Raw genomic sequence first — 16,486 nt, 5'->3', positions numbered from 1 at the left:
GATGGGGTTGAGTTTGCTTACTTCGGCACTGGCCACGACTTTCCGGCTGACTCTGAAGTGTCACTGGACCTGGTGAAGCAAGCCATGTGGCAGCTGCTGACGAGCGGCGGGAAGCGGCCGAACTGTGTGACGTGGCAGGGATAGGTGCGCCTCTTGACGGATCCTCGACCGGGTCCGATCGGTTTCACCTGATCGTGTGGTCGCTTTGGCGGGCGGGCCGAAGGTTGGCCAGGCTGGGGCGGCGCGGATCTTCGACCTCGAGGTGGCCATGGACGTGGTGTCCGCTGCTCTCACACCCGACGTGCTCGACCGTCTCCCGCGGTTTCCGCCCGGCACGTCGTACGGTCCCGACATCGACGCGGCGAATCAGGTGCTGTTGTCAGCGGCGCCCGAGGAGGCGAAACGGGCCGCGTTCCTGGACTGGGTGACCCGCCACCAGCCGTGTGTCTTCGGCCGGGTGGCGACGAAGTCCGGTGCGGCGGCGAAAGGTCTGGGCATGACGCTGTGCTGGATCGACGACTCCACAATGGACGCCGGGTGGGCGGCGGTGGCCGCCCGGATCGCGGACGCCCGGCGCGGCTGGAAGGAACAGGCGGCGCTGGGGGAGAGCAGTGCGTTCCTCATCATGTTCAACAGCGCGCGGCTCGCCCACGCGCGCCCAAGTCAGGAACTGGTGCGGCTCTCGGCGGACCTCGCCTCGCTCTACCTGGTCGAATGGGCGCCGGTCCAGCCCGATGTCATCTACACCGAGGCGATTCCCTTGCGCGGCAAGGACGGCGTCCTGCGGGTGTTCAAGGCAAGCGTGCAGCTCTTCCACACCGGCGCGCACCTGCGCCGCCACCACGACCGCCGGGTGCCGGGCGGGCTGCTGATCTCCGTCAACGGCCCCGGCCACTACGCCAACGCGCTGGTCGCCCGCGGGCAGTTCGACTCGCTGCGGGACTCCGTGCCCTTGGTGCGACGGATGGCCGCACGGTCGATCGGCGCGGGTGGCCTGGGCAGCGACGACGCTTCGAGCACCACGTGGCACCGTGACGTCTGCTCCGCCGAGCGCGACACCGCGCGCTGGTTCTCCGCCGCCTACCACCTCGACGTCCTCGTCCAATCCGAGGTGGTCGGCGATCCGAGCCCGCGGACCGGGCCGTGCCCATCACATGAGGTCTGGTCGTGGCTGCACCTGGACTACATCGACGCCCACGAGACCACCGCGGCCGACCGGACACATGGCTGGTTCCACGGCACCGCCATCACCGAGGACGCCCTGCACCACAACCCATGGCCTCCGGTCGTCCCCGTCGACGCGCCGGACTTCAACTACTGAGAACTACTGAGGCGGGGCCACCTGACCTGTGGTGCGCTTCCCGCCAAGCAACGTGGGCAGCCGCTCCAGCAGACCAGGGCGGTCACCTTCGGGTTCGCCCTCCACCTGGACACCGTGCCAGAACGCGACGTGGTCTTTGATCCGTCGGGCCAGGGGACTGGGATGTGGGTAGTACCAGGCCGCGTCCCGGTTGACCTCGTCGTCCACCGTCACCGTGTAGTAGCGGGCCAGGCCCTTCCACGGGCACACCGACTTGGTCCGGCTCTCCACGAAGAACTCCCGGCGCAGCGAGTCGGGCGGGAAGTAGTGGTTGCCCTCCACCCGCACCGTCGTCGGCGCCTCCGCCAGCACCACGCCGTTCCACACCGCACGCATCATCGGCGATCACCCTCCCTCCTCAACATCATCACGGAACCCGCCGCGCGACAAGTGCCTGCGTGCTGAACCCGACAAGGCTCCGCGGCCTGACCGCGGCCGCGGAGCTTCGGCGGAAAGTGAACTATCGCGTGGATTCGCGGTTGAACAGCTTCTTCGACCACAGGTAGCCGCCGAGCGCGATGACGACACACCACGCGACCGCGATGACGGCGTTGTCGCCGATCGGCGTGCCCATCAGCAGGCCGCGCAGGGTCTCGATGAGCGGGGTGAACGGCTGGTACTCGGCGAACCAGCGCAGCACCGTGGGCATCGAGTCGGTGGGCACGAATCCGCTGCCCAGGAAAGGAAGCAGGATCAGCGGCATCCCGACGTTGCTCGACGCCTCGACGCTCCTGCTCGCCAGGCCCAGCGCGACCGACAGCCACACGAGGGCGAAGGTCATCATCACCAGCACACCGGCGGTGGCGAACCAGTCGCCGACGCTCGCCGTGGGGCGGAAACCGACCAGCAGCGCCACTCCGATGACCACGGTGATGCTGAACATCGTCTGGATCAGGCTGCCGAGGACGTGTCCGGTGAGGACGGACACGCGGGCGATCGACATGGTGCGGAACCGGTCGACGATGCCCTCGGTCATGTCCATGGCGACCGAGATCGCGGTGCCCTGGACGGCGGCGGAGATCGTCATCAGGATGATCGCCGGGGTGACGTAGTTGACGTACTGCGCGCGCCCGCCGGAGGCGCCGCTGATCCCGGCGCCGAGGGTGCCGCCGAAGACGTAGACGAACAGCAGCAGGAAGACGACCGGCATGCCGACGAGCATCACCGTCATGGACGGGTACCGCAGCATTCGCTTGAGGTTGCGGCGAAGCATCGTCGCCGAGTCGGTCAGCGCGTGGGTCAGCGGCTTCGTGACGGGGTTGATCACCATGGTGCTCATCGGGAGGCCACCTTCTCGTTCTTGGGGTTGCCGGTGAGGGCGAGGAAGACGTCGTCCAGGTCGGGGGTGTGCACGCTCAGCGAGTCGACCTCGACCGAGGCGCTGTCGAGCCGGTCGAGCAGGCCCTTGAGCGAGCGGAGGCTGCCGTCGTGCGGCACCCGCAGGTCGAGGGTGTCGCTGTCGCGGGAGACCTGGCCCAGGGCGCGGGCGGCGGATTCGAGGTCGCGGACCTCGGCGAAGCGCAGTTGGACGTGGCCGCCGGGGATGCGTCGCTTGAGTTCGTCCGCGGTGCCCTCGGCGACGATCTTGCCGTGCTCGAGGACCGCGATCCGGTCGGCGAGTTCGTCGGCTTCCTCCAGGTACTGCGTGGTGAGGAAGATGGTGACGCCGCCGGCGACGAGGTCGCGCACGATCTGCCACATGCCGCGGCGGCTGCGCGGGTCCAGGCCGGTGGTCGGCTCGTCGAGGAAGATCACCTGCGGGGAGCCGACCAGCGTCATCGCGAGGTCCAGCCGCCGCCGCATCCCGCCGGAGTAGGTCGACACGGCCTTCTTGCCCGCTTCGACGAGGTCGAACTGGTCGAGCAGCTCGGCGGCGCGGCGCCTGCCCGCGGCGCGGCCGAGGTGGTGCAGGTCGGCCATCAGGATCAGGTTTTCCTGGCCGGTCAACAGGTTGTCGACCGCGGAGAACTGCCCGGTGACGCCGATCGCGGCGCGGACGGCGTCCGGGTCGGCGGCCAGGTCGTGGCCCGCGACCGTCGCGGTGCCGCCGGTGGCGTTGATCAGCGTGGACAGGATCTTGACCATGGTGGTCTTGCCCGCGCCGTTGGCGCCGAGGAGGGAGAAAACGGTCCCCCGTGGGACATGTAGGTCGATTCCGTCGAGCACGACGTGGTCTCCGAACGACTTGCGCAGTCCGGTGGCGGTGATCGCGGGCTGGTTCGTGGTCATGGTGGTTCCCCCTTCGAGAGATTCAGGAACGGCGGACGGTGATGTCGCCGTATGCGGTGTGCGCGCGGACTTCGACGGTCTCCTCGGACTTGTCCGGTCCCTGGCTGACGTCGTCCAGCGTCTTGTGCACCCGCCCGTGTCCGGTGTTGAGGTCGAGCCAGGCGGCGGTGCCCTCGGCGACACCGATCTCAAGGTCGCCCGCCGACGTGTTCAGCGTGACCACGCCGCGCGCGACCTCGCCGACGCGGATGCTTCCGTTGGCGGTCTTGGCTTCCACCTTCGCCCGCGCCCGGTCGACGGTGATGTCGCCGTTGGCCGAGCGGACCTTCAACTCGCCGGTGACCGTGCCGAGGTCGGTGTTGCCGTTGGAGTTCTTGATGACGGCGGCGCCGCCGATCTCGCCGATCGTGATCCGCCCGGTGCCCGTGGCGACTTCGGCGTTGCCCGCGACCGCCTCGATGGTGACGTTGCCACCGGAGGTGTCCAGGCGCAGCGGGCCGGTCCGGTCGAGGCGGAAGTGCCCGACCGAGGTCTTGAACCGGCACTCGCCCAACACACCCGTGGTGCGGACATCGGCGACCGACAGGTCACTGTGCACCTTCGAGCCCGCGGGGAGTTCGATCAGCACGTCGACCGACCGGGTCTTCTTGGAGAAGTCGAGGGCGCGTGACTTCGGCCCGCGGACCAGCAGTGTGCCGTCGGCGTACTCGACCCGGGTCTTCTGCGCGGCCTCCACATCGGACTCGTCGGACTCGTCGCTCGGCCGCACCTCGACGACGGTGTCGGTCCGGTCGGTCGCGACGATCCGCACGTCGCCGACGGCGAGTTCGATCGTCACGGAAATCGGTTCCTCGGTGGCGAAAACAGGCATGGCTGTCCCCTCATGGTGTGTCGGAAGAACATCCCCGCTGGTGGGGGCGTTGAAGAGTTCGGGGCCGGGTCAGCGCGCCCAGCCGGTGTAGCGCTGCGCCCCGCGCTTGCCGCGCCGGTCGGAGCCGTGATCGCGCTCAGGGCCCTGCAGTGCGGTCGAGGCGGCCCGGACGAGCCAGGCGTTGACGGACCGGCCCTCCCGGCTCGCGGCCTCCTCGATCGCGGCCTTGAGCTGTTCGGGCAGCCGGACGTTGATCCGGGTCGCCGGGCCGTCGTCGAAGCCCGCCAGGGTGTCGTCGATGGGCGCGGGCTCCGGGGTGTCCCCGACCGGCTGCTCGGCCTGTCCGGCCGCCACCACGAAGTTCGGGTCGCGTCCCCGCAGCCGCACCTGAACCGACCCGGGAGCCAGGTCGCGGGTGATCTCGTCAGCGGCGGCCGACAATGCCTCCAGCAGGGTCAGCCGAATCGCCGACTCCATCGACACAGTCAGCCGCTCGATCAGGGCGCCGGCGTCCCCGCCACCGGTCTCGGCGACCGTCAGCAGCTCACGACCGAGCGAATCCACATACGGTGTCAGGTCCATGGCACCACTATGGCACCTCGTGGCACCACGCACAACCATGTTGGCTCAAAATGGCACCAATATGGCTCAGGTCGCCTGTTCGCGGTCGAGTTGACGCCACTCCCCGGTGGCAGCAGTCTCGTCCTAAGTGATCAGAAAGGTGGACAGCTCATGGCACTTCCCGATCTCGACGGCTCGATCGGCCACTCGTACGGGTTGGAGGTCGACGGTGTGCGGATCGAGGGGATCCACGAGATCGCAGGCCTGAAGGCGCGAACGGACGCCGTCGAGGTCAAGCAGAACGCCGCCGACGGGAAATACGTCGTCAGCAAGCTGCCGGGCAGGCACAAGGCAGGTGAGGTCACCTTCACGCGCGCCGTCACGGCCGACAACAGCTTCGAGAAGTGGTTGAAGGACACGCAGTTCGCGAAGACTCCACCGAAGGTCGTCGCGATCACCGTCTACGACGCCGAGGGCGCGCCGATCAAGCGCTACCGGTTGGCCGACGTCACGGCGAAGAGCCTGGAGACCGCGTCGCTGGCCGCGGGCGACACCAGCGTGCTCACCGAGAAGCTCGTCGTCGCCTACGAGCGGATGGACGCCGAGTAGGTCAATCCGGGAGGCGGCGCCAGGCGGCGATGTTGAAGAACAGGCCGCCCAGAGTGGCCAGGCCCGCGAGGACGATCACGACCACGTGGGCCTGGCGGGCATCGTCGAGCGCGACATCGGTGACCCGGCCGTCGGTGACCTCATAGCGAACCTTGACGCGCTCGCCGACTTGGTGGGCGGAGCCGGTCTCCGCCACCTTCGCCACCTCGGTGCCGTTCGGGCCCGGGTAGGACACGACCACCGAGATGCTGCGCCCGCTGGCGGTCCGCTCGGTCACGGTGCCCTCGGCCGTCGGCCACGTCGCGCGGTCGCCGGCGGTTCGGATCATGAACACCAGGGCGAACACCGCGCAGAACAGGAACAAGCCGGCCAGCGCGCGGCCCCCACTGGTTCTCAGCTTCATCGTCAACACCTTTCACCCACCTGCCCGACGTCCGGCAGCGTAGGCGGATGGTCAACATCGCGACTAATGTTCAGGTGCTCAGATCGCGGTGGAGTCGCCGTTCGCGCAGTTCGACGCCCCCGGAGCCTTGGTCGAGCTGGGAACGTCCGGTGTCGGTCCAGCCGTGGTGAAGGTAGAAGCCCAGTGCGCGGTCGTTGGTGTCGAGCACCCACAAGCCGGCATGGGTGAAGCCGCAGGACCGGAGCCCGTCGAGGGCGGCGGCGTGGAGTCGGGCGCCGATGCCGCGGCGCCAGACGTCGGGGGAGAGGTAGAGCGCGTAGAGGTCACCGAGAGTGGGGTCGTCTTGGTCCGCGGGCACGAGCGGCGGACCCGTCGCGGCGAAGCCGACGATGTTGTCCTCGATTGTCGCGACGACGGCATGGGTGCGCGGCGGGCGGGCGGTGAGGGCATCGGACCAGAACTGTTCGCGCTCGGGGATGGACAGTCCGGCCAAGACGTCATCGGGGAGCAGTCCGCGGTAGGCGACGCGCCAGGACCGCACCAGCACGGTGGCGATGCCGTGGGCGTCGGTTCGCGCCGCCTCTCGGAGGTCGACCATGCTGCTGATCCTTCCATCCTCATCGGAGTTCGAATGGGTTCGGACGTGGAGGTTCCCATCGCAGGGCCGACCCGTTGACAGTCAGCGGTTTCGGCCCGGCGTGTGGCCGAACGCATGGCGGAACACGTCGATGAAGGTGCTCGCCGTCGCCCATCCGCACCGGTGGGCGACCGTGGTCACCGCGTGGCCCTCGGCCAGCAGGACGAGCGCGTGGTGCAGCCGAAGCTGGGTGCGCCACTGCGGAAAGGTCATCGCGAACTCCGTGCGGAACAGTCGCGACAGCGTCCGCTCACTGGCCCCGACCTGGGCGCCGAGCGCCGCGAGGGTGCGGTTGTCAGCGGGTTCCGCGTCGAGAGCGGCACAGATGGCGGCCAGCCGCTGGTCTTGCGCGGTGGGCAGCCGCAGCGGCTGCTGCGGGCTCTGCCGCAACTGGTCGAGCATCACCGCGCGCACCCGAGCGCGTTGCGGGCTGCCGTCCGACGGGTCGGCGGTGTAGGCGACGATCAGCTCCCGCAGCAGCGGTCCGACCGACAGCACGGCCGGTGTGTCGAGGTTCAGTGGGTTGTCCGCCGCCGCGAGTCCGACCAGGTGCAGGTCGGTCTGCCCGTAGGCGCGGTGCTCATGCGGAACGCCCGCGGGCACCCAGATGGCCCGGGTGGCGGGCGCGATCCAGGTGCCGCGGTCCGTCGCCACCGACAAGACGCCGGTCGCGGCGTAGATGATCTGGTGGTCGTCGTGGCGGTGCAGGTCGATCCGCGCGCCGCCTGCCAACCGGTGGAGCCTGGTCGGCGCTGTCGGCTGATGGCGGGAAGTCGACATAACAAGGCAGGATAGTGGAAGTCTGCCAGTGGGTCCGGCGGCCAAGCTGCAGGCATGCGAAACAGACGTCTGCCGAAGGTGCTGTTGTCGGTCGGTCATGGCGCCGTGGACCTCTATCAGGGCCTCATCCCCGTGCTCATCCCGTTCCTGGTCTTAGAGCGCGGCTATGACTACTCGGCCGTGTCCGGGTTCGTGCTCGCCGCGACCGCGCTGTCCGCGCTCACCCAGCCGCTGTTCGGGCTGGCCGCCGACCGCTGGTCGCTGTCCTGGCTCGTTCCCGTGGGCATGGCCGCCACCGGCCTCGGCGCCGGGTTGGTCGGCGTTGTGGACTCCTACACCGCCACGCTGCTCGTCGTCGCGCTCTCCGGGGTCGGTGTGGCCGCCTACCACCCGGAGGCGGCCAGACTGGCCCGGACCGTCGGCGACGGGGGACCGGTGGCGATGAGCTGGTTCTCCCTGGGTGGCAACCTCGGCTTCGCCGTCGCGCCGCTGCTCGCCGTCCCGGTCCTGGCCTGGCGGGGGCTGGACGGCACGCCGTATCTCGTGCTGCCCGCGATCATCGGGATCGCGGCCACGCTTCCCTTGCTGCGCCGTGGATCCCGCCCTCGTGGCCAAGCCCCGCCGCGCACCGCGGACGACTGGCCGTCGTTCCTGCGGCTGACCGCGGTGACGGTCCTGCGCTCCATCGTCTACATCGGACTGAGCACCTTCGTCGGCTTGTTCGTCGCCCAGCGTCCCGGCGGGTCGGCGACGGTGGCGATCGCCTGCCTGTTCGCGGGTGGCGCCGTCGGCACCCTGCTCGGCGGCCGCGTGGCGCGGCGCTGGGGCCGGGTCCGCGCGGTGCGGATGGCCTACGCGGCGGCCTCGCTCGCCGTGCCCGGCGTCGTGCTCATGCCCGGGCAGGCGGTCTACGGCCTGGTATTCCTCGCCGCGGTTGCCCTCTACGTTCCGTTCTCGCTGCACATCACGCTGGGCCAGGACTACCTGCCGAGCCGGGCGGCGACAGCGAGTGGCGTCACGCTGGGGCTGGCGGTCTCGGCCGGTGGGGTGTTCGCCATGGGGGTCGCCGCCGTCGCGGAGTCGACTTCACTGCGGGTCGCGCTGGCCTGTCTCGCCGTCGCGCCCGCCGCCGCCTGGCTGCTCAGCCGCACGCTCTCCGAACCCACCCCTGAGGTCGCGGAATCGACCACGACCGGAAAGGAACTCCAACACCATGGCTGACCTGTTGATCGTCGGCGGCGGCTTCGCGGGCGTCTGGGCCGCGATGTCGGCGACCCGCGTCGCCGACGCGGCCGGGTGCGAACTCGACATCCTGCTCGTGTCGACCGGACCCGACCTGGTGATCAAGCCCAGGCTCTACGAGGCCGACCCCTCTCGGATGCGCGTCCCCCTGGACAGCGTGCTGCGGCCACTGGGGGTTCGCCGCACGATGGCCGAGGTGACCGGGATGAGCGTCGCCGACCAGCGGGTCGACCTTGTCCGCGCGGATGGGGGAATCGGCCAGGAACCCTTTGGGCGCCTCGTCCTCGCCACCGGCAGCGGCGTCCGCCGACCGCTGGTCGCGGGGGCGAGCCTGGTGCACGACGTCGACACGATCGAGAGTGCCGAAGCCCTCGACCGGCACTTGAGCGGCCTGCCGGACACCTACGGCCCCGGACGCTTCACGGCGGTGGTGGTCGGGTCCGGGTTCACCGGCATCGAGGTCGCCTGCGAACTGGTGGACCGCCTGCGGCGGGTGGCGCAGGCGCCCGCGGAGGTCCGGGTGTGCCTGATCGAGCTTGCCGACCGCCTCGTGCCGCAACTGGGCGACGGACCCCGGCCCACGATCAGCGCGGCACTCGCCGAGCTGGACGTCGAAGTCCGCCTCGGCGTCGCCGTCACCGCTGTCGGACCGGACACTGTGGACCTCAGCGACGGCTCCACCATCGAGGCGCGGACCGTCGTGTGGACCGCGGGCATCGCCGCCGGCCCGCTGACGGCCAAGGTCGGCGGCCGACTCGACCCGGTGGGCAGGCTCCACGTCGACCGGTACCTGCGCGTCCCGCAGGCCCCCACTGTGTTCACCGCGGGCGACGTCGCCCGCGGCCGACACCGGTGACGGCACCCTGACTCTGCCGAGCTGCCAACACGCCATCCCACTCGGCAAACGCGCGGGACACAACGCCGCGGCCGACCTGCTCGGTGTGCCGCTCACCCCGTTCACCGCCGAGCCGTACGCGACCTGCCTCGACCTCGGTCCCGTGGGCGCGATCCTGACTACCGGGCTGGAACGCACCGTCGTGCGCCGCGACGCCAAGGCGCTGAAGCGGACGATCAACCAGGAGCGGATCTACCCGCCCACGGGGGACCGGGCGACCATCCTCGCGGGCGCCGACCCCGACCGCACCTGGACGTGACGGCTCGGCTGATGATCGGCGGGCGGCGGGCTCGCGGCGGTCGTAGTGTCGGTGGCTGCGGAGGCCCGGCCACCGACGGCCGATGGCCGCGCAATCGGGAGGCTCGTCATGTTTGTGCAGGTAGTGCAGGGCAAGGTGTCCGATGCGAACCGGATGCACGAGCAGTTGGACAAGTGGATGCGAGACCTCGCTCCCCAAGCGGAGGGGTGGCTGGGGTCGACCTGCGGCGTGACCGACGACGGCACCTGCGTGTGCTTCGTGCGGTTCGACACGCCGGAGCACGCCCGGCAGAACAGCGACCGGCCGGAGCAGGGCGCCTGGTGGGAGGAGACTTCCAAGTTGTTCCCCCAGGGCGCGGAGTTCCTCGACAGCGACCAGGTCACGGAGGACCTGCCGGGCGACCCGGCGAAGGCCCAGTTCGTGCAGATCATGGAGGGGCGGGCGACCGACCCGCAACGGGGCGCCGCGCTGTCGATGGAGAACGCGGACAAGTGGGCCGAGTTCCGGCCGGACGTGCTCGGCACCGTCGGCGCGAACCTGCCCGACGGCCGGTACGCGATGGAGATGTTCTTCACCAACGAGGCCGAAGCACGCAAGGGGGAGCAGAAGGAAGCGCCCCCGGAGCTGAAGGCGCAGATGGACGAGATGCAGGGGCTGATGGCGGGCCCACCGACGTACTTCGACATCAAGAACCCGTGGATGTACGGACCGCGCTGAACCCGCGCCTCCGGGGGTGAGACGCCCTCACCCCCGGAGGCACGCCTCAGCAGTCGAACGTGATGGCGTTGCTCGGACCCGACACGTTGCCGGATGTGTCGACGGCCCGCGCCACGACGTCGGTGGGGCCGGTGAAATCGCAGGACACGATCGTCTCGCCCGCGCCGATGCTGCCGTGCTCGGCGAAGACCCCGTTCTGGTAGACGTCGTAGAGGATCAGGTTCGGCGGGTCGGTGTCATCGGTCGACGTCGTCCAGTCCAGCCAGATCTCGGGGGAGCCGCTGTTCGGGTTCAGCGTGAGGTTCGTCGGGCGCGGTCGGCGCGGTCGGTGCCACCGTGTGCATCGCGGCGCGCACGTCACCGTCGGGCAGGCCCAGATCGCGGCCGGGGGCGACGGCGAGGGACGCCGACCGCCTCGCCCACGATGAGTCCGAAGCCCAGGTCGGCGAGCCGGGACAGTCCGGCCGGCAGGTCCGCCGGCCGCAGCGTCATCCGATGAGCGTAGGTCGGTCACCTCGCGGGCGGGAACTTCTCCTTGTCCGCTGGGACAAGGTCGCCGTGCCGGTGGACGATCTTCCACTCCCCGTCCTCGAACCGGTAGATGTGGGTGACGCGCAGCGTGTAGGTCGACGGCTCCGCGCCGTCGACGCCGACCGTGTTGTGTTCGAGGCCGATCGTGTAGGCGAGATCGCCGCTCGCCCCGGCCGCGAGAACCTCGAACCGGAAGTCGGTCGAGTCGGCGAACCGGGTCGCGACCCAGTGGAACGTCCGGTTCATCTCCTCCCAGCCCATGCGCACGGGGACGGCCGCGCCGAACATGGTCACCGGGTCGTGCTTGGACCAGATCTCGATCCGTGGTCCGACGTCTCCGCGGTGGATCGCGGTTTCCGCGGCGACCTGCTTGGGCAGCATCTCGTCGAGGAACGCGTCGAGTCGTGAGGTCATGACGCACTCCAATACATGCGGACTGTGTTCAATACAGTTAGAGTGTGCCTAATGAGCGAGGGAGTCAAGAGGCGATACGACGCGACCCGGCGCCGGCAGCAGGCCGGGGACAACCAGCGGCGTGTCCTGCGGGCCGCGTGCGCGCTGTTCGTGGAACGCGGCTACGGCCGGACCACGATGGCCGACGTCGCCGAGGCCGCGGGCCTGGCCGTCGAGACGGTCTACGCGGGGTTCAAGAACAAGCCCACGCTGCTGCACCGGGCGTGGGACGTGACCGTCGGCGGCGACGACGAAGACCTGCTGGTCCACGAGCGACCGGAGTTCCGCGCGGTGCTGGACGAACCGGACCTCGCGACCCGCCTCACCGCCTTCGCGGTGGCCAACACCGCCGTCATGCGCCGCACCGCGCCCCTACACCTCGCCGTCCAAGGCGCCGCCGCGAGCGACAAGGCCGCCGCGGCCATGCTCGCGGAGATCGACCGGCAGCGACTGGAAGCGATGACCGTGCACGCCCGCGCCGCCGCGGCCACCGGGCGGCTCGCGGTGTCCGAAGTGGAGTGCCGAGACCTCCTCTGGGCCACGACCGACGGCTCGCTGTGGAACCGGCTGGTCCACCAGCGAGGGTGGACCGACGAACGCTATGCCGAGCGGCTGGGCACACTCTGGATCTCACTCTTAGTTGCTTAGCGGCTCGCCATAACCGCTCACATCGAGACGACGACCTTGCCCGCCGTGGTGCGCCCTTGCTCGACGAACGCCATCGCCTTGCGAACCGTGCGGCTGAGAGAGTTCATGGCCACCGTTCGTCCGCGCTGCCGAAGGGTGCCCGGCCACGCGGCCCGCAAACACCGAAGAAGCCGCACCCCGGTTCGGGGGTGCGGCTTCTTCGGTCGTCAGAGCGACACGAGGATGTCGCCGACCCGGTCCTTGGCGTCGCCGAACAGCATCGCGGAGTTCTCGCGGAAGAACAGCGGGTTCTGCACACCGGCGTAGCCCGAGGCCATGGACCGCTTGAACACGATCACGTTGTCGGCCTCCCAGACCTTGAGCACCGGCATCCCGGCGATCGGGCTGGCCGGGTCCTCCGCCGCGGACGGGTTGACCGTGTCGTTGGCGCCGATCACGAGGACGACGGCGGGGGCGTCGAAGTCGTCGTTGATCTCGGCCTTCTCGAGCACGATGTCGTAGGGCACCTTCGCCTCGGCCAGCAGCACGTTCATGTGCCCGGGCAGCCGTCCGGCGACCGGGTGGATGCCGAACCGGACGTCGACGCCCTTCTCGCGTAGTTTGCGGGTCAGCTCGGCCACGCCGTACTGCGCCTGCGCGACCGCCATGCCGTAGCCGGGGGTGATGATCACGGTGTCGGCCGAGGAAAGCATCTCGGCGACGCCCTGCGCGGTGATCTCCCGGTATTCGCCATAGTCCTTGTCCTCCGCCGGGCCGGCCTCGATCCCGAAGCCTCCGGCGATCACCGAGATGAACGACCGGTTCATCGCGCGGCACAGGATGTAGGACAGGTACGCACCCGAGGAGCCGACGAGGGCACCGGTGATGATCAGCAGGTTGTTCTCGAGCAGGAAGCCCGACGCGGCCGCGGCCCAGCCGGAGTAGCTGTTGAGCATCGACACCACGACCGGCATGTCGCCGCCGCCGATGGAGGCGACCAGGTGCCAGCCGAGCAACAGGGCGACCACCGTGACCGCGACCAGCAGCCACAGCTGTGGGTCGATCACGAACCACGTGGTCAGGCCGGCGAACACGACCAGGGCGCCCAGGTTGAGGAAGTTCTTGCCAGGCAGCATCAGTGGGTTGGACTTGATGCGGGCCGACAGCTTCAGGTACGCCACGATCGAGCCGGTCAGGGTCACCGCGCCGATGAAGACACCGATGAACACCTCGCCGTGGTGGATGCCCAGCGTGTCCGCCGCCGCCAGCGCCGCGGCCTCGGGGCCGTCGAGGTGGTGCTCGACGTGCAGGTAGCCGTTCCAGCCGACCAGCACCGCGGCCAGACCCACGAAACTGTGCAGCAGGGCGATCAGCTCGGGCATCCCGGTCATCTCGACCTTGCGGGCCCGGTACAGCCCGATGGCCGCGCCGATGACCGTCGCGCCGATCAGCAGGGCCAGGCCGATGCCCTCGATGTCACGGTTCGCGGCGAGCGCAATCGTGGCCGCCAGCGCGACCACCATGCCCGCCATGCCGAAAGCGTTGCCCGCCTTGGCGGTCTCGTGCTTGGACAGCCCGGCCAGGGCCAGGATGAAGAGCAGGGCGGCGACGATGTACGCGGCCTGCGCGGAGATCTCGATGGTCATCTGTCAGCCCCTCAGCTTCGCGAGAACATGGCGAGCATGCGACGAGTGACCGCGAAGCCACCGAAGATGTTGATGCTGGCGAACAGGATCGCCACGGCCGAGAGCACCGTGATCGCCGTGTCGCCCTGACCGATCTGCAGCAGGGCGCCGACCACGATGATCCCGGAGATCGCGTTGGTCACCGACATCAGCGGCGTGTGCAGCGCGTGGTGCACGTGCCCGATCACGTAGTAGCCGATCACGATCGCCAGCGCGAACACGGTCAGGTGCCCCTGCAGCGCCTGCGGCGAGAGAGCCGCGAGCAGGAACAGCAGGGCCGCGCCGATGCCGACGACCATGAAGCGGCGGCTCGCCGGCGGGGGAGCCTTGACCTGCGGCGACTTCGCCGGGGCCGCGGGCGCGGCGGCCGAGGGAGCCGCGGACACCTGCACGGGCGGCGGCGGCCAGGCCGACTCGCCGGACTTCACGACAGTCATCGAGCGCTGCACGACGTCGTCCCAGTCCAGGACAAGCTCGCCGTCCTGGCCGGGCGTCATCAGCTTCATCAGGTTGACCAGGTTGGTGCCGTACAGCTGCGACGCCTGCGCGGGCAGCCTGCCTGCCAGGTCGGTGTAGCCGATGATCGTCACGCCGTTGTCGGTGACGGCGGCCTCGCCTGCCACCACACCCTCGACGTTGCCGCCGTTCGCGGCCGCCATGTCGACGATCACGCTGCCGGACTTCATGCTCGCCACCATCTCGGCGGTGATCAACGTCGGCGCGGGACGGCCCGGGATCAGCGCCGTGGTGATGATGATGTCGACGTCCTGGCACTGGGCCGCGTACAGCGCGGCGGCCCTGGCGTTGTAGTCGTCCGACATCTCCTTGGCGTAGCCCGTCGCGGAGACCTCGACGTCGGGGGCCTCGACCGCGAGGTACTCGCCGCCCAGCGACTTGACCTGGTCGGCGACCTCGGGGCGCGGGTCGGTGGCGCGCACGATCGCGCCCAGGGAACCCGCGGCGCCGATCGCCGCGAGTCCCGCGACACCGGCGCCCGCGACCAGCACCTTCGCAGGCGGGACCTTGCCCGCCGCCGTCACCTGGCCGGTGAAGAACCGGCCGAACACGTGCGCGGCCTCCACGACGGCCCGGTAGCCCGCGATGTTCGCCATCGAGGACAGCACGTCGAGCGACTGCGCCCGCGAGATCCGGGGAACCGCGTCCATCGACAGCGCCGTGATCGGCCGCTTGGCGAGGTCCTCGACCAGCTCCGGGTTCAGGCCGGGGCTGAGGAGGCTGATCAGCGTCGCGCCGGGGGCCAGGCCGTCGAGCTGCTCGGTCGACGGCGCGTTCACCCCGAAGACGATGTCGGCGGCGAGCGCCGAGCCGATCGCCGCGCCCTGCTCGACGTACGCGTCGTCGGAGAAACTCGACGCCGCGCCCGCACCGGGTTCGACGACCACCTCGTAGCCGAGCTTGCGCAGCTGCACCACCGTCGCCGGCGTGGCCGCCACCCGCGTCTCGCCGGGCCGAGCCTCTTTGAGAACACCTATCTTCATGCGTGAGTTCCTTCGACTGTCGTCAACGTCCACCGAGCGCATGGTTAGTGAGGCAGCAGCGTACGGCGTACCGAGTCGTCGAAGGAGGATTCGGCCTCGTGATATTCGTCGCTACTCACCAGTAGATTACGGATCGGAGTCGGATCGACACGCAAGTTGATCAGCCTGTCGGGAGTGCCCCTATCATGGCGCCGTCTGCTCACCTCCCCCCTCCGTCGCCGCTCCCGCAAAGGGGAATCCCCAGCCATGTCCGACGTGATCAACAGCATCTTCGGCCGCTCCAAGTACGACGCTCCCCGCCACGGTGACTACACCGGCGCCTCGACTCCCGTTCAGCCCGCCACCGGCCCCGCGGACGTGGCCGTCACCGACGAAACCGTTGACACCAAAGCGATCGAGGACGAGGTGACCGAGTCGGTCACCGAGACCGCCTCGGCCGAGACCGACGTCGAGGCCGCCGACACCGACGCCGCCGAGGACCTCGACGCGGACATTGACGCGGACAGTGACGTCGACCAGGCCGCCGACGACGATGCCGAAGATGACGTTGTCGAGGGCGACCTTGCCGAGGGCGATGTGGCTGAGGATGACGAAGCCATCGAGGACGCCGAGGACGAGTCCGACGAAGCGGCTTCGGCTGACGACACCGCTGACCTCGGCGACGAGGACCGCGAGGCCGAGCCCATTGCCGCCGAGTCGGATGACGCGCCGGTGCCCGTCGCCGCCGAGGCCGACGTGGACGACAGCGACCAGGCCGAGCCGGTCGTGGAATCGGTCGTCGAGCCTGCCGAGTCCCGGCCCGCCGCGGGCACGCGCGGCAGCACCACGGTCGGCGACGGGGTCGTCACGAAGATCGTCAACCTGGTGGCGCGCAAGGCCGATGGCGTCCACGACCTCGGCGAGGAGGGCATCTCCGTCGAGGTCGACGGCGACGTCGCCACGATCAAGGTGTCGCTGGTCGTCGAGTTCGGCCACGCGGTCAACCCGGTGGCCGAGCAGGTCCGGGTCAACGTGGTCGAGGCCGTCGAGCAGTTCCTCGGCCTCGACGTCGCGGTCGTGGACGTCCACGTCACCGACATCCACATCCCGGACGCGGTCTGACCGACACAGCTCAGGCTCGGTCTTGGG

The 16,486-nt window shown here is 69.7% G+C and carries 22 protein-coding genes; 9 read left to right on the top strand and 13 right to left on the bottom strand.

From position 1 onward, the window contains the following. Together ACRDSQ_RS25310 and ACRDSQ_RS25305 are read left to right on the top strand one after the other, a co-directional pair. Window positions 1-144, top strand: a 144-nt coding sequence (locus ACRDSQ_RS25310; protein WP_431424463.1) for an Imm1 family immunity protein, incomplete at its 5' end; no start/stop codon positions are given. Between the two features lie 52 nt (window positions 145-196). Further along, on the top strand, window positions 197-1,321 hold the full coding sequence (locus tag ACRDSQ_RS25305; RefSeq protein WP_431424462.1) for a hypothetical protein: 1,125 nt from the start codon (window positions 197-199) through the stop codon (window positions 1,319-1,321). Window positions 1,322-1,324: 3 nt separating this feature from the next. Here the strand turns inward: ACRDSQ_RS25305 and ACRDSQ_RS25300 are convergent, their stop codons facing one another. The 5 genes from ACRDSQ_RS25300 to ACRDSQ_RS25280 all read right to left on the bottom strand — a co-directional run bounded on the left by ACRDSQ_RS25300 (window position 1,325) and on the right by ACRDSQ_RS25280 (window position 5,042). Beyond that, window positions 1,325-1,699 carry a DUF427 domain-containing protein gene (locus ACRDSQ_RS25300; RefSeq protein WP_431424461.1) on the bottom strand — a complete coding sequence of 125 codons (375 nt, stop codon included), beginning with the start codon at window positions 1,697-1,699 and terminating at the stop codon, window positions 1,325-1,327. Between the two features lie 121 nt (window positions 1,700-1,820). Then, window positions 1,821-2,639, bottom strand: coding sequence for an ABC transporter permease (locus ACRDSQ_RS25295; RefSeq protein WP_431424460.1), 819 nt, complete (start codon window positions 2,637-2,639; stop codon window positions 1,821-1,823). Next, window positions 2,636-3,589, bottom strand: a complete 954-nt coding sequence (locus ACRDSQ_RS25290) for an ATP-binding cassette domain-containing protein (protein WP_431424459.1) — start codon at window positions 3,587-3,589, stop codon at window positions 2,636-2,638. Before ACRDSQ_RS25290 ends, ACRDSQ_RS25295 begins: the two co-directional genes overlap by 4 nt. A gap of 22 nt (window positions 3,590-3,611) precedes the next feature. Next, window positions 3,612-4,460, bottom strand: coding sequence for a DUF4097 family beta strand repeat-containing protein (locus ACRDSQ_RS25285; RefSeq protein ID WP_431424458.1), 849 nt, complete (start codon window positions 4,458-4,460; stop codon window positions 3,612-3,614). 69 nt (window positions 4,461-4,529) lie between these two features. Continuing rightward, the gene (locus ACRDSQ_RS25280) at window positions 4,530-5,042 is read right to left on the bottom strand and encodes a YlcI/YnfO family protein (RefSeq protein ID WP_431424457.1); all 513 of its coding nucleotides are present in this window, start codon (window positions 5,040-5,042) and stop codon (window positions 4,530-4,532) included. 150 nt (window positions 5,043-5,192) lie between these two features. Here ACRDSQ_RS25280 and ACRDSQ_RS25275 point away from each other — a divergent pair, with 150 nt between their 5' ends. Further along, complete coding sequence (locus tag ACRDSQ_RS25275; RefSeq protein ID WP_431424456.1) at window positions 5,193-5,630, top strand: phage tail protein; 438 nt, start codon at window positions 5,193-5,195, stop codon at window positions 5,628-5,630. Between the two features lies 1 nt (window position 5,631). Here the strand turns inward: ACRDSQ_RS25275 and ACRDSQ_RS25270 are convergent, their stop codons facing one another. The 3 genes from ACRDSQ_RS25270 to ACRDSQ_RS25260 form a co-directional block, all read right to left on the bottom strand. Further along, window positions 5,632-6,033, bottom strand: coding sequence for a hypothetical protein (locus ACRDSQ_RS25270; protein WP_431424455.1), 402 nt, complete (start codon window positions 6,031-6,033; stop codon window positions 5,632-5,634). A 70-nt stretch (window positions 6,034-6,103) separates the two neighbouring features. Beyond that, window positions 6,104-6,631 (bottom strand): N-acetyltransferase family protein, encoded by a 528-nt coding sequence (locus ACRDSQ_RS25265; protein WP_431424454.1) that lies wholly within the window; start codon window positions 6,629-6,631, stop codon window positions 6,104-6,106. A gap of 81 nt (window positions 6,632-6,712) precedes the next feature. Then, entirely contained in the window at window positions 6,713-7,450 is a 738-nt protein-coding gene (locus ACRDSQ_RS25260) for an AraC family transcriptional regulator (protein ID WP_431424453.1), read from the bottom strand. Between the two features lie 54 nt (window positions 7,451-7,504). On the opposite strand from ACRDSQ_RS25260, the gene ACRDSQ_RS25255 reads away from it, so the two are divergent. The 4 genes from ACRDSQ_RS25255 to ACRDSQ_RS25240 all read left to right on the top strand — a co-directional run bounded on the left by ACRDSQ_RS25255 (window position 7,505) and on the right by ACRDSQ_RS25240 (window position 10,563). Next, on the top strand, window positions 7,505-8,671 hold the full coding sequence (locus tag ACRDSQ_RS25255; protein ID WP_431424452.1) for an MFS transporter: 1,167 nt from the start codon (window positions 7,505-7,507) through the stop codon (window positions 8,669-8,671). Continuing rightward, window positions 8,664-9,548: an NAD(P)/FAD-dependent oxidoreductase gene (locus ACRDSQ_RS25250; RefSeq protein ID WP_431424451.1), complete on the top strand. Its 885-nt coding sequence runs from the start codon at window positions 8,664-8,666 to the stop codon at window positions 9,546-9,548. The genes ACRDSQ_RS25255 and ACRDSQ_RS25250 overlap by 8 nt, the downstream gene beginning before the upstream one ends. Window positions 9,549-9,633: 85 nt before the next feature. Beyond that, window positions 9,634-9,846, top strand: a complete 213-nt coding sequence (locus ACRDSQ_RS25245; protein ID WP_431424450.1) for a hypothetical protein — start codon at window positions 9,634-9,636, stop codon at window positions 9,844-9,846. Between the two features lie 108 nt (window positions 9,847-9,954). Then, window positions 9,955-10,563, top strand: coding sequence for a hypothetical protein (locus tag ACRDSQ_RS25240; RefSeq protein ID WP_431424449.1), 609 nt, complete (start codon window positions 9,955-9,957; stop codon window positions 10,561-10,563). 46 nt (window positions 10,564-10,609) lie between these two features. Here the strand turns inward: ACRDSQ_RS25240 and ACRDSQ_RS25235 are convergent, their stop codons facing one another. The 3 genes from ACRDSQ_RS25235 to ACRDSQ_RS25225 are packed head-to-tail and all read right to left on the bottom strand — an operon-like array spanning window position 10,610 to window position 11,508. Further along, window positions 10,610-10,924 carry a hypothetical protein gene (locus ACRDSQ_RS25235; RefSeq protein ID WP_431424448.1) on the bottom strand — a complete coding sequence of 105 codons (315 nt, stop codon included), beginning with the start codon at window positions 10,922-10,924 and terminating at the stop codon, window positions 10,610-10,612. After that, window positions 10,921-11,055: a hypothetical protein gene (locus ACRDSQ_RS25230; protein WP_431424447.1), complete on the bottom strand. Its 135-nt coding sequence runs from the start codon at window positions 11,053-11,055 to the stop codon at window positions 10,921-10,923. The genes ACRDSQ_RS25235 and ACRDSQ_RS25230 overlap by 4 nt, the downstream gene beginning before the upstream one ends. Window positions 11,056-11,073: 18 nt before the next feature. After that, window positions 11,074-11,508 (bottom strand): YybH family protein, encoded by a 435-nt coding sequence (locus ACRDSQ_RS25225; protein ID WP_431424446.1) that lies wholly within the window; start codon window positions 11,506-11,508, stop codon window positions 11,074-11,076. Between the two features lie 51 nt (window positions 11,509-11,559). Here ACRDSQ_RS25225 and ACRDSQ_RS25220 point away from each other — a divergent pair, with 51 nt between their 5' ends. Next, the gene (locus ACRDSQ_RS25220; RefSeq protein WP_431424445.1) at window positions 11,560-12,195 is read left to right on the top strand and encodes a TetR/AcrR family transcriptional regulator; all 636 of its coding nucleotides are present in this window, start codon (window positions 11,560-11,562) and stop codon (window positions 12,193-12,195) included. Between the two features lie 206 nt (window positions 12,196-12,401). Here the strand turns inward: ACRDSQ_RS25220 and pntB are convergent, their stop codons facing one another. Both pntB and ACRDSQ_RS25210 read right to left on the bottom strand, forming a co-directional pair. Then, window positions 12,402-13,820: a Re/Si-specific NAD(P)(+) transhydrogenase subunit beta gene (gene pntB / locus ACRDSQ_RS25215; protein ID WP_431424444.1), complete on the bottom strand. Its 1,419-nt coding sequence runs from the start codon at window positions 13,818-13,820 to the stop codon at window positions 12,402-12,404. Between the two features lie 11 nt (window positions 13,821-13,831). Then, window positions 13,832-15,358 carry a Re/Si-specific NAD(P)(+) transhydrogenase subunit alpha gene (locus ACRDSQ_RS25210; RefSeq protein WP_431424443.1) on the bottom strand — a complete coding sequence of 509 codons (1,527 nt, stop codon included), beginning with the start codon at window positions 15,356-15,358 and terminating at the stop codon, window positions 13,832-13,834. A gap of 246 nt (window positions 15,359-15,604) precedes the next feature. Here ACRDSQ_RS25210 and ACRDSQ_RS25205 point away from each other — a divergent pair, with 246 nt between their 5' ends. Beyond that, window positions 15,605-16,459: an Asp23/Gls24 family envelope stress response protein gene (locus ACRDSQ_RS25205; protein ID WP_431424442.1), complete on the top strand. Its 855-nt coding sequence runs from the start codon at window positions 15,605-15,607 to the stop codon at window positions 16,457-16,459. Window positions 16,460-16,486 lie beyond the last annotated feature (27 nt).

It is taken from the genome of Actinokineospora sp. (assembly GCF_050699995.1).
GTDB lineage: Bacteria > Actinomycetota > Actinomycetes > Mycobacteriales > Pseudonocardiaceae > Actinokineospora.
The sequence above is the reverse complement of the archived record's forward strand: the minus strand, read 5'-3'. Positions and strand labels throughout refer to the sequence as shown.

Bases quoted from the DNA above. Each gene is read 5' to 3' on its own strand.
- ACRDSQ_RS25280 (WP_431424457.1), bottom strand. From the start codon at position 5,042: ATGGACCTGACACCGTATGTGGATTCGCTCGGTCGTGAGCTGCTGACG.
- ACRDSQ_RS25220 (WP_431424445.1), top strand. From the start codon at position 11,560: ATGAGCGAGGGAGTCAAGAGGCGATACGACGCGACCCGGCGCCGGCAG.
- ACRDSQ_RS25230 (WP_431424447.1), bottom strand. From the start codon at position 11,055: ATGACGCTGCGGCCGGCGGACCTGCCGGCCGGACTGTCCCGGCTCGCC.
- ACRDSQ_RS25270 (WP_431424455.1), bottom strand. From the start codon at position 6,033: ATGAAGCTGAGAACCAGTGGGGGCCGCGCGCTGGCCGGCTTGTTCCTG.
- ACRDSQ_RS25285 (WP_431424458.1), bottom strand. From the start codon at position 4,460: ATGCCTGTTTTCGCCACCGAGGAACCGATTTCCGTGACGATCGAACTC.
- ACRDSQ_RS25225 (WP_431424446.1), bottom strand. From the start codon at position 11,508: ATGACCTCACGACTCGACGCGTTCCTCGACGAGATGCTGCCCAAGCAG.
- ACRDSQ_RS25210 (WP_431424443.1), bottom strand. From the start codon at position 15,358: ATGAAGATAGGTGTTCTCAAAGAGGCTCGGCCCGGCGAGACGCGGGTG.
- ACRDSQ_RS25260 (WP_431424453.1), bottom strand. From the start codon at position 7,450: ATGTCGACTTCCCGCCATCAGCCGACAGCGCCGACCAGGCTCCACCGG.
- ACRDSQ_RS25255 (WP_431424452.1), top strand. From the start codon at position 7,505: ATGCGAAACAGACGTCTGCCGAAGGTGCTGTTGTCGGTCGGTCATGGC.
- ACRDSQ_RS25265 (WP_431424454.1), bottom strand. From the start codon at position 6,631: ATGGTCGACCTCCGAGAGGCGGCGCGAACCGACGCCCACGGCATCGCC.
- ACRDSQ_RS25290 (WP_431424459.1), bottom strand. From the start codon at position 3,589: ATGACCACGAACCAGCCCGCGATCACCGCCACCGGACTGCGCAAGTCG.
- ACRDSQ_RS25250 (WP_431424451.1), top strand. From the start codon at position 8,664: ATGGCTGACCTGTTGATCGTCGGCGGCGGCTTCGCGGGCGTCTGGGCC.
- pntB (WP_431424444.1), bottom strand. From the start codon at position 13,820: ATGACCATCGAGATCTCCGCGCAGGCCGCGTACATCGTCGCCGCCCTG.
- ACRDSQ_RS25295 (WP_431424460.1), bottom strand. From the start codon at position 2,639: ATGAGCACCATGGTGATCAACCCCGTCACGAAGCCGCTGACCCACGCG.
- ACRDSQ_RS25300 (WP_431424461.1), bottom strand. From the start codon at position 1,699: ATGATGCGTGCGGTGTGGAACGGCGTGGTGCTGGCGGAGGCGCCGACG.
- ACRDSQ_RS25275 (WP_431424456.1), top strand. From the start codon at position 5,193: ATGGCACTTCCCGATCTCGACGGCTCGATCGGCCACTCGTACGGGTTG.
- ACRDSQ_RS25205 (WP_431424442.1), top strand. From the start codon at position 15,605: ATGTCCGACGTGATCAACAGCATCTTCGGCCGCTCCAAGTACGACGCT.
- ACRDSQ_RS25240 (WP_431424449.1), top strand. From the start codon at position 9,955: ATGTTTGTGCAGGTAGTGCAGGGCAAGGTGTCCGATGCGAACCGGATG.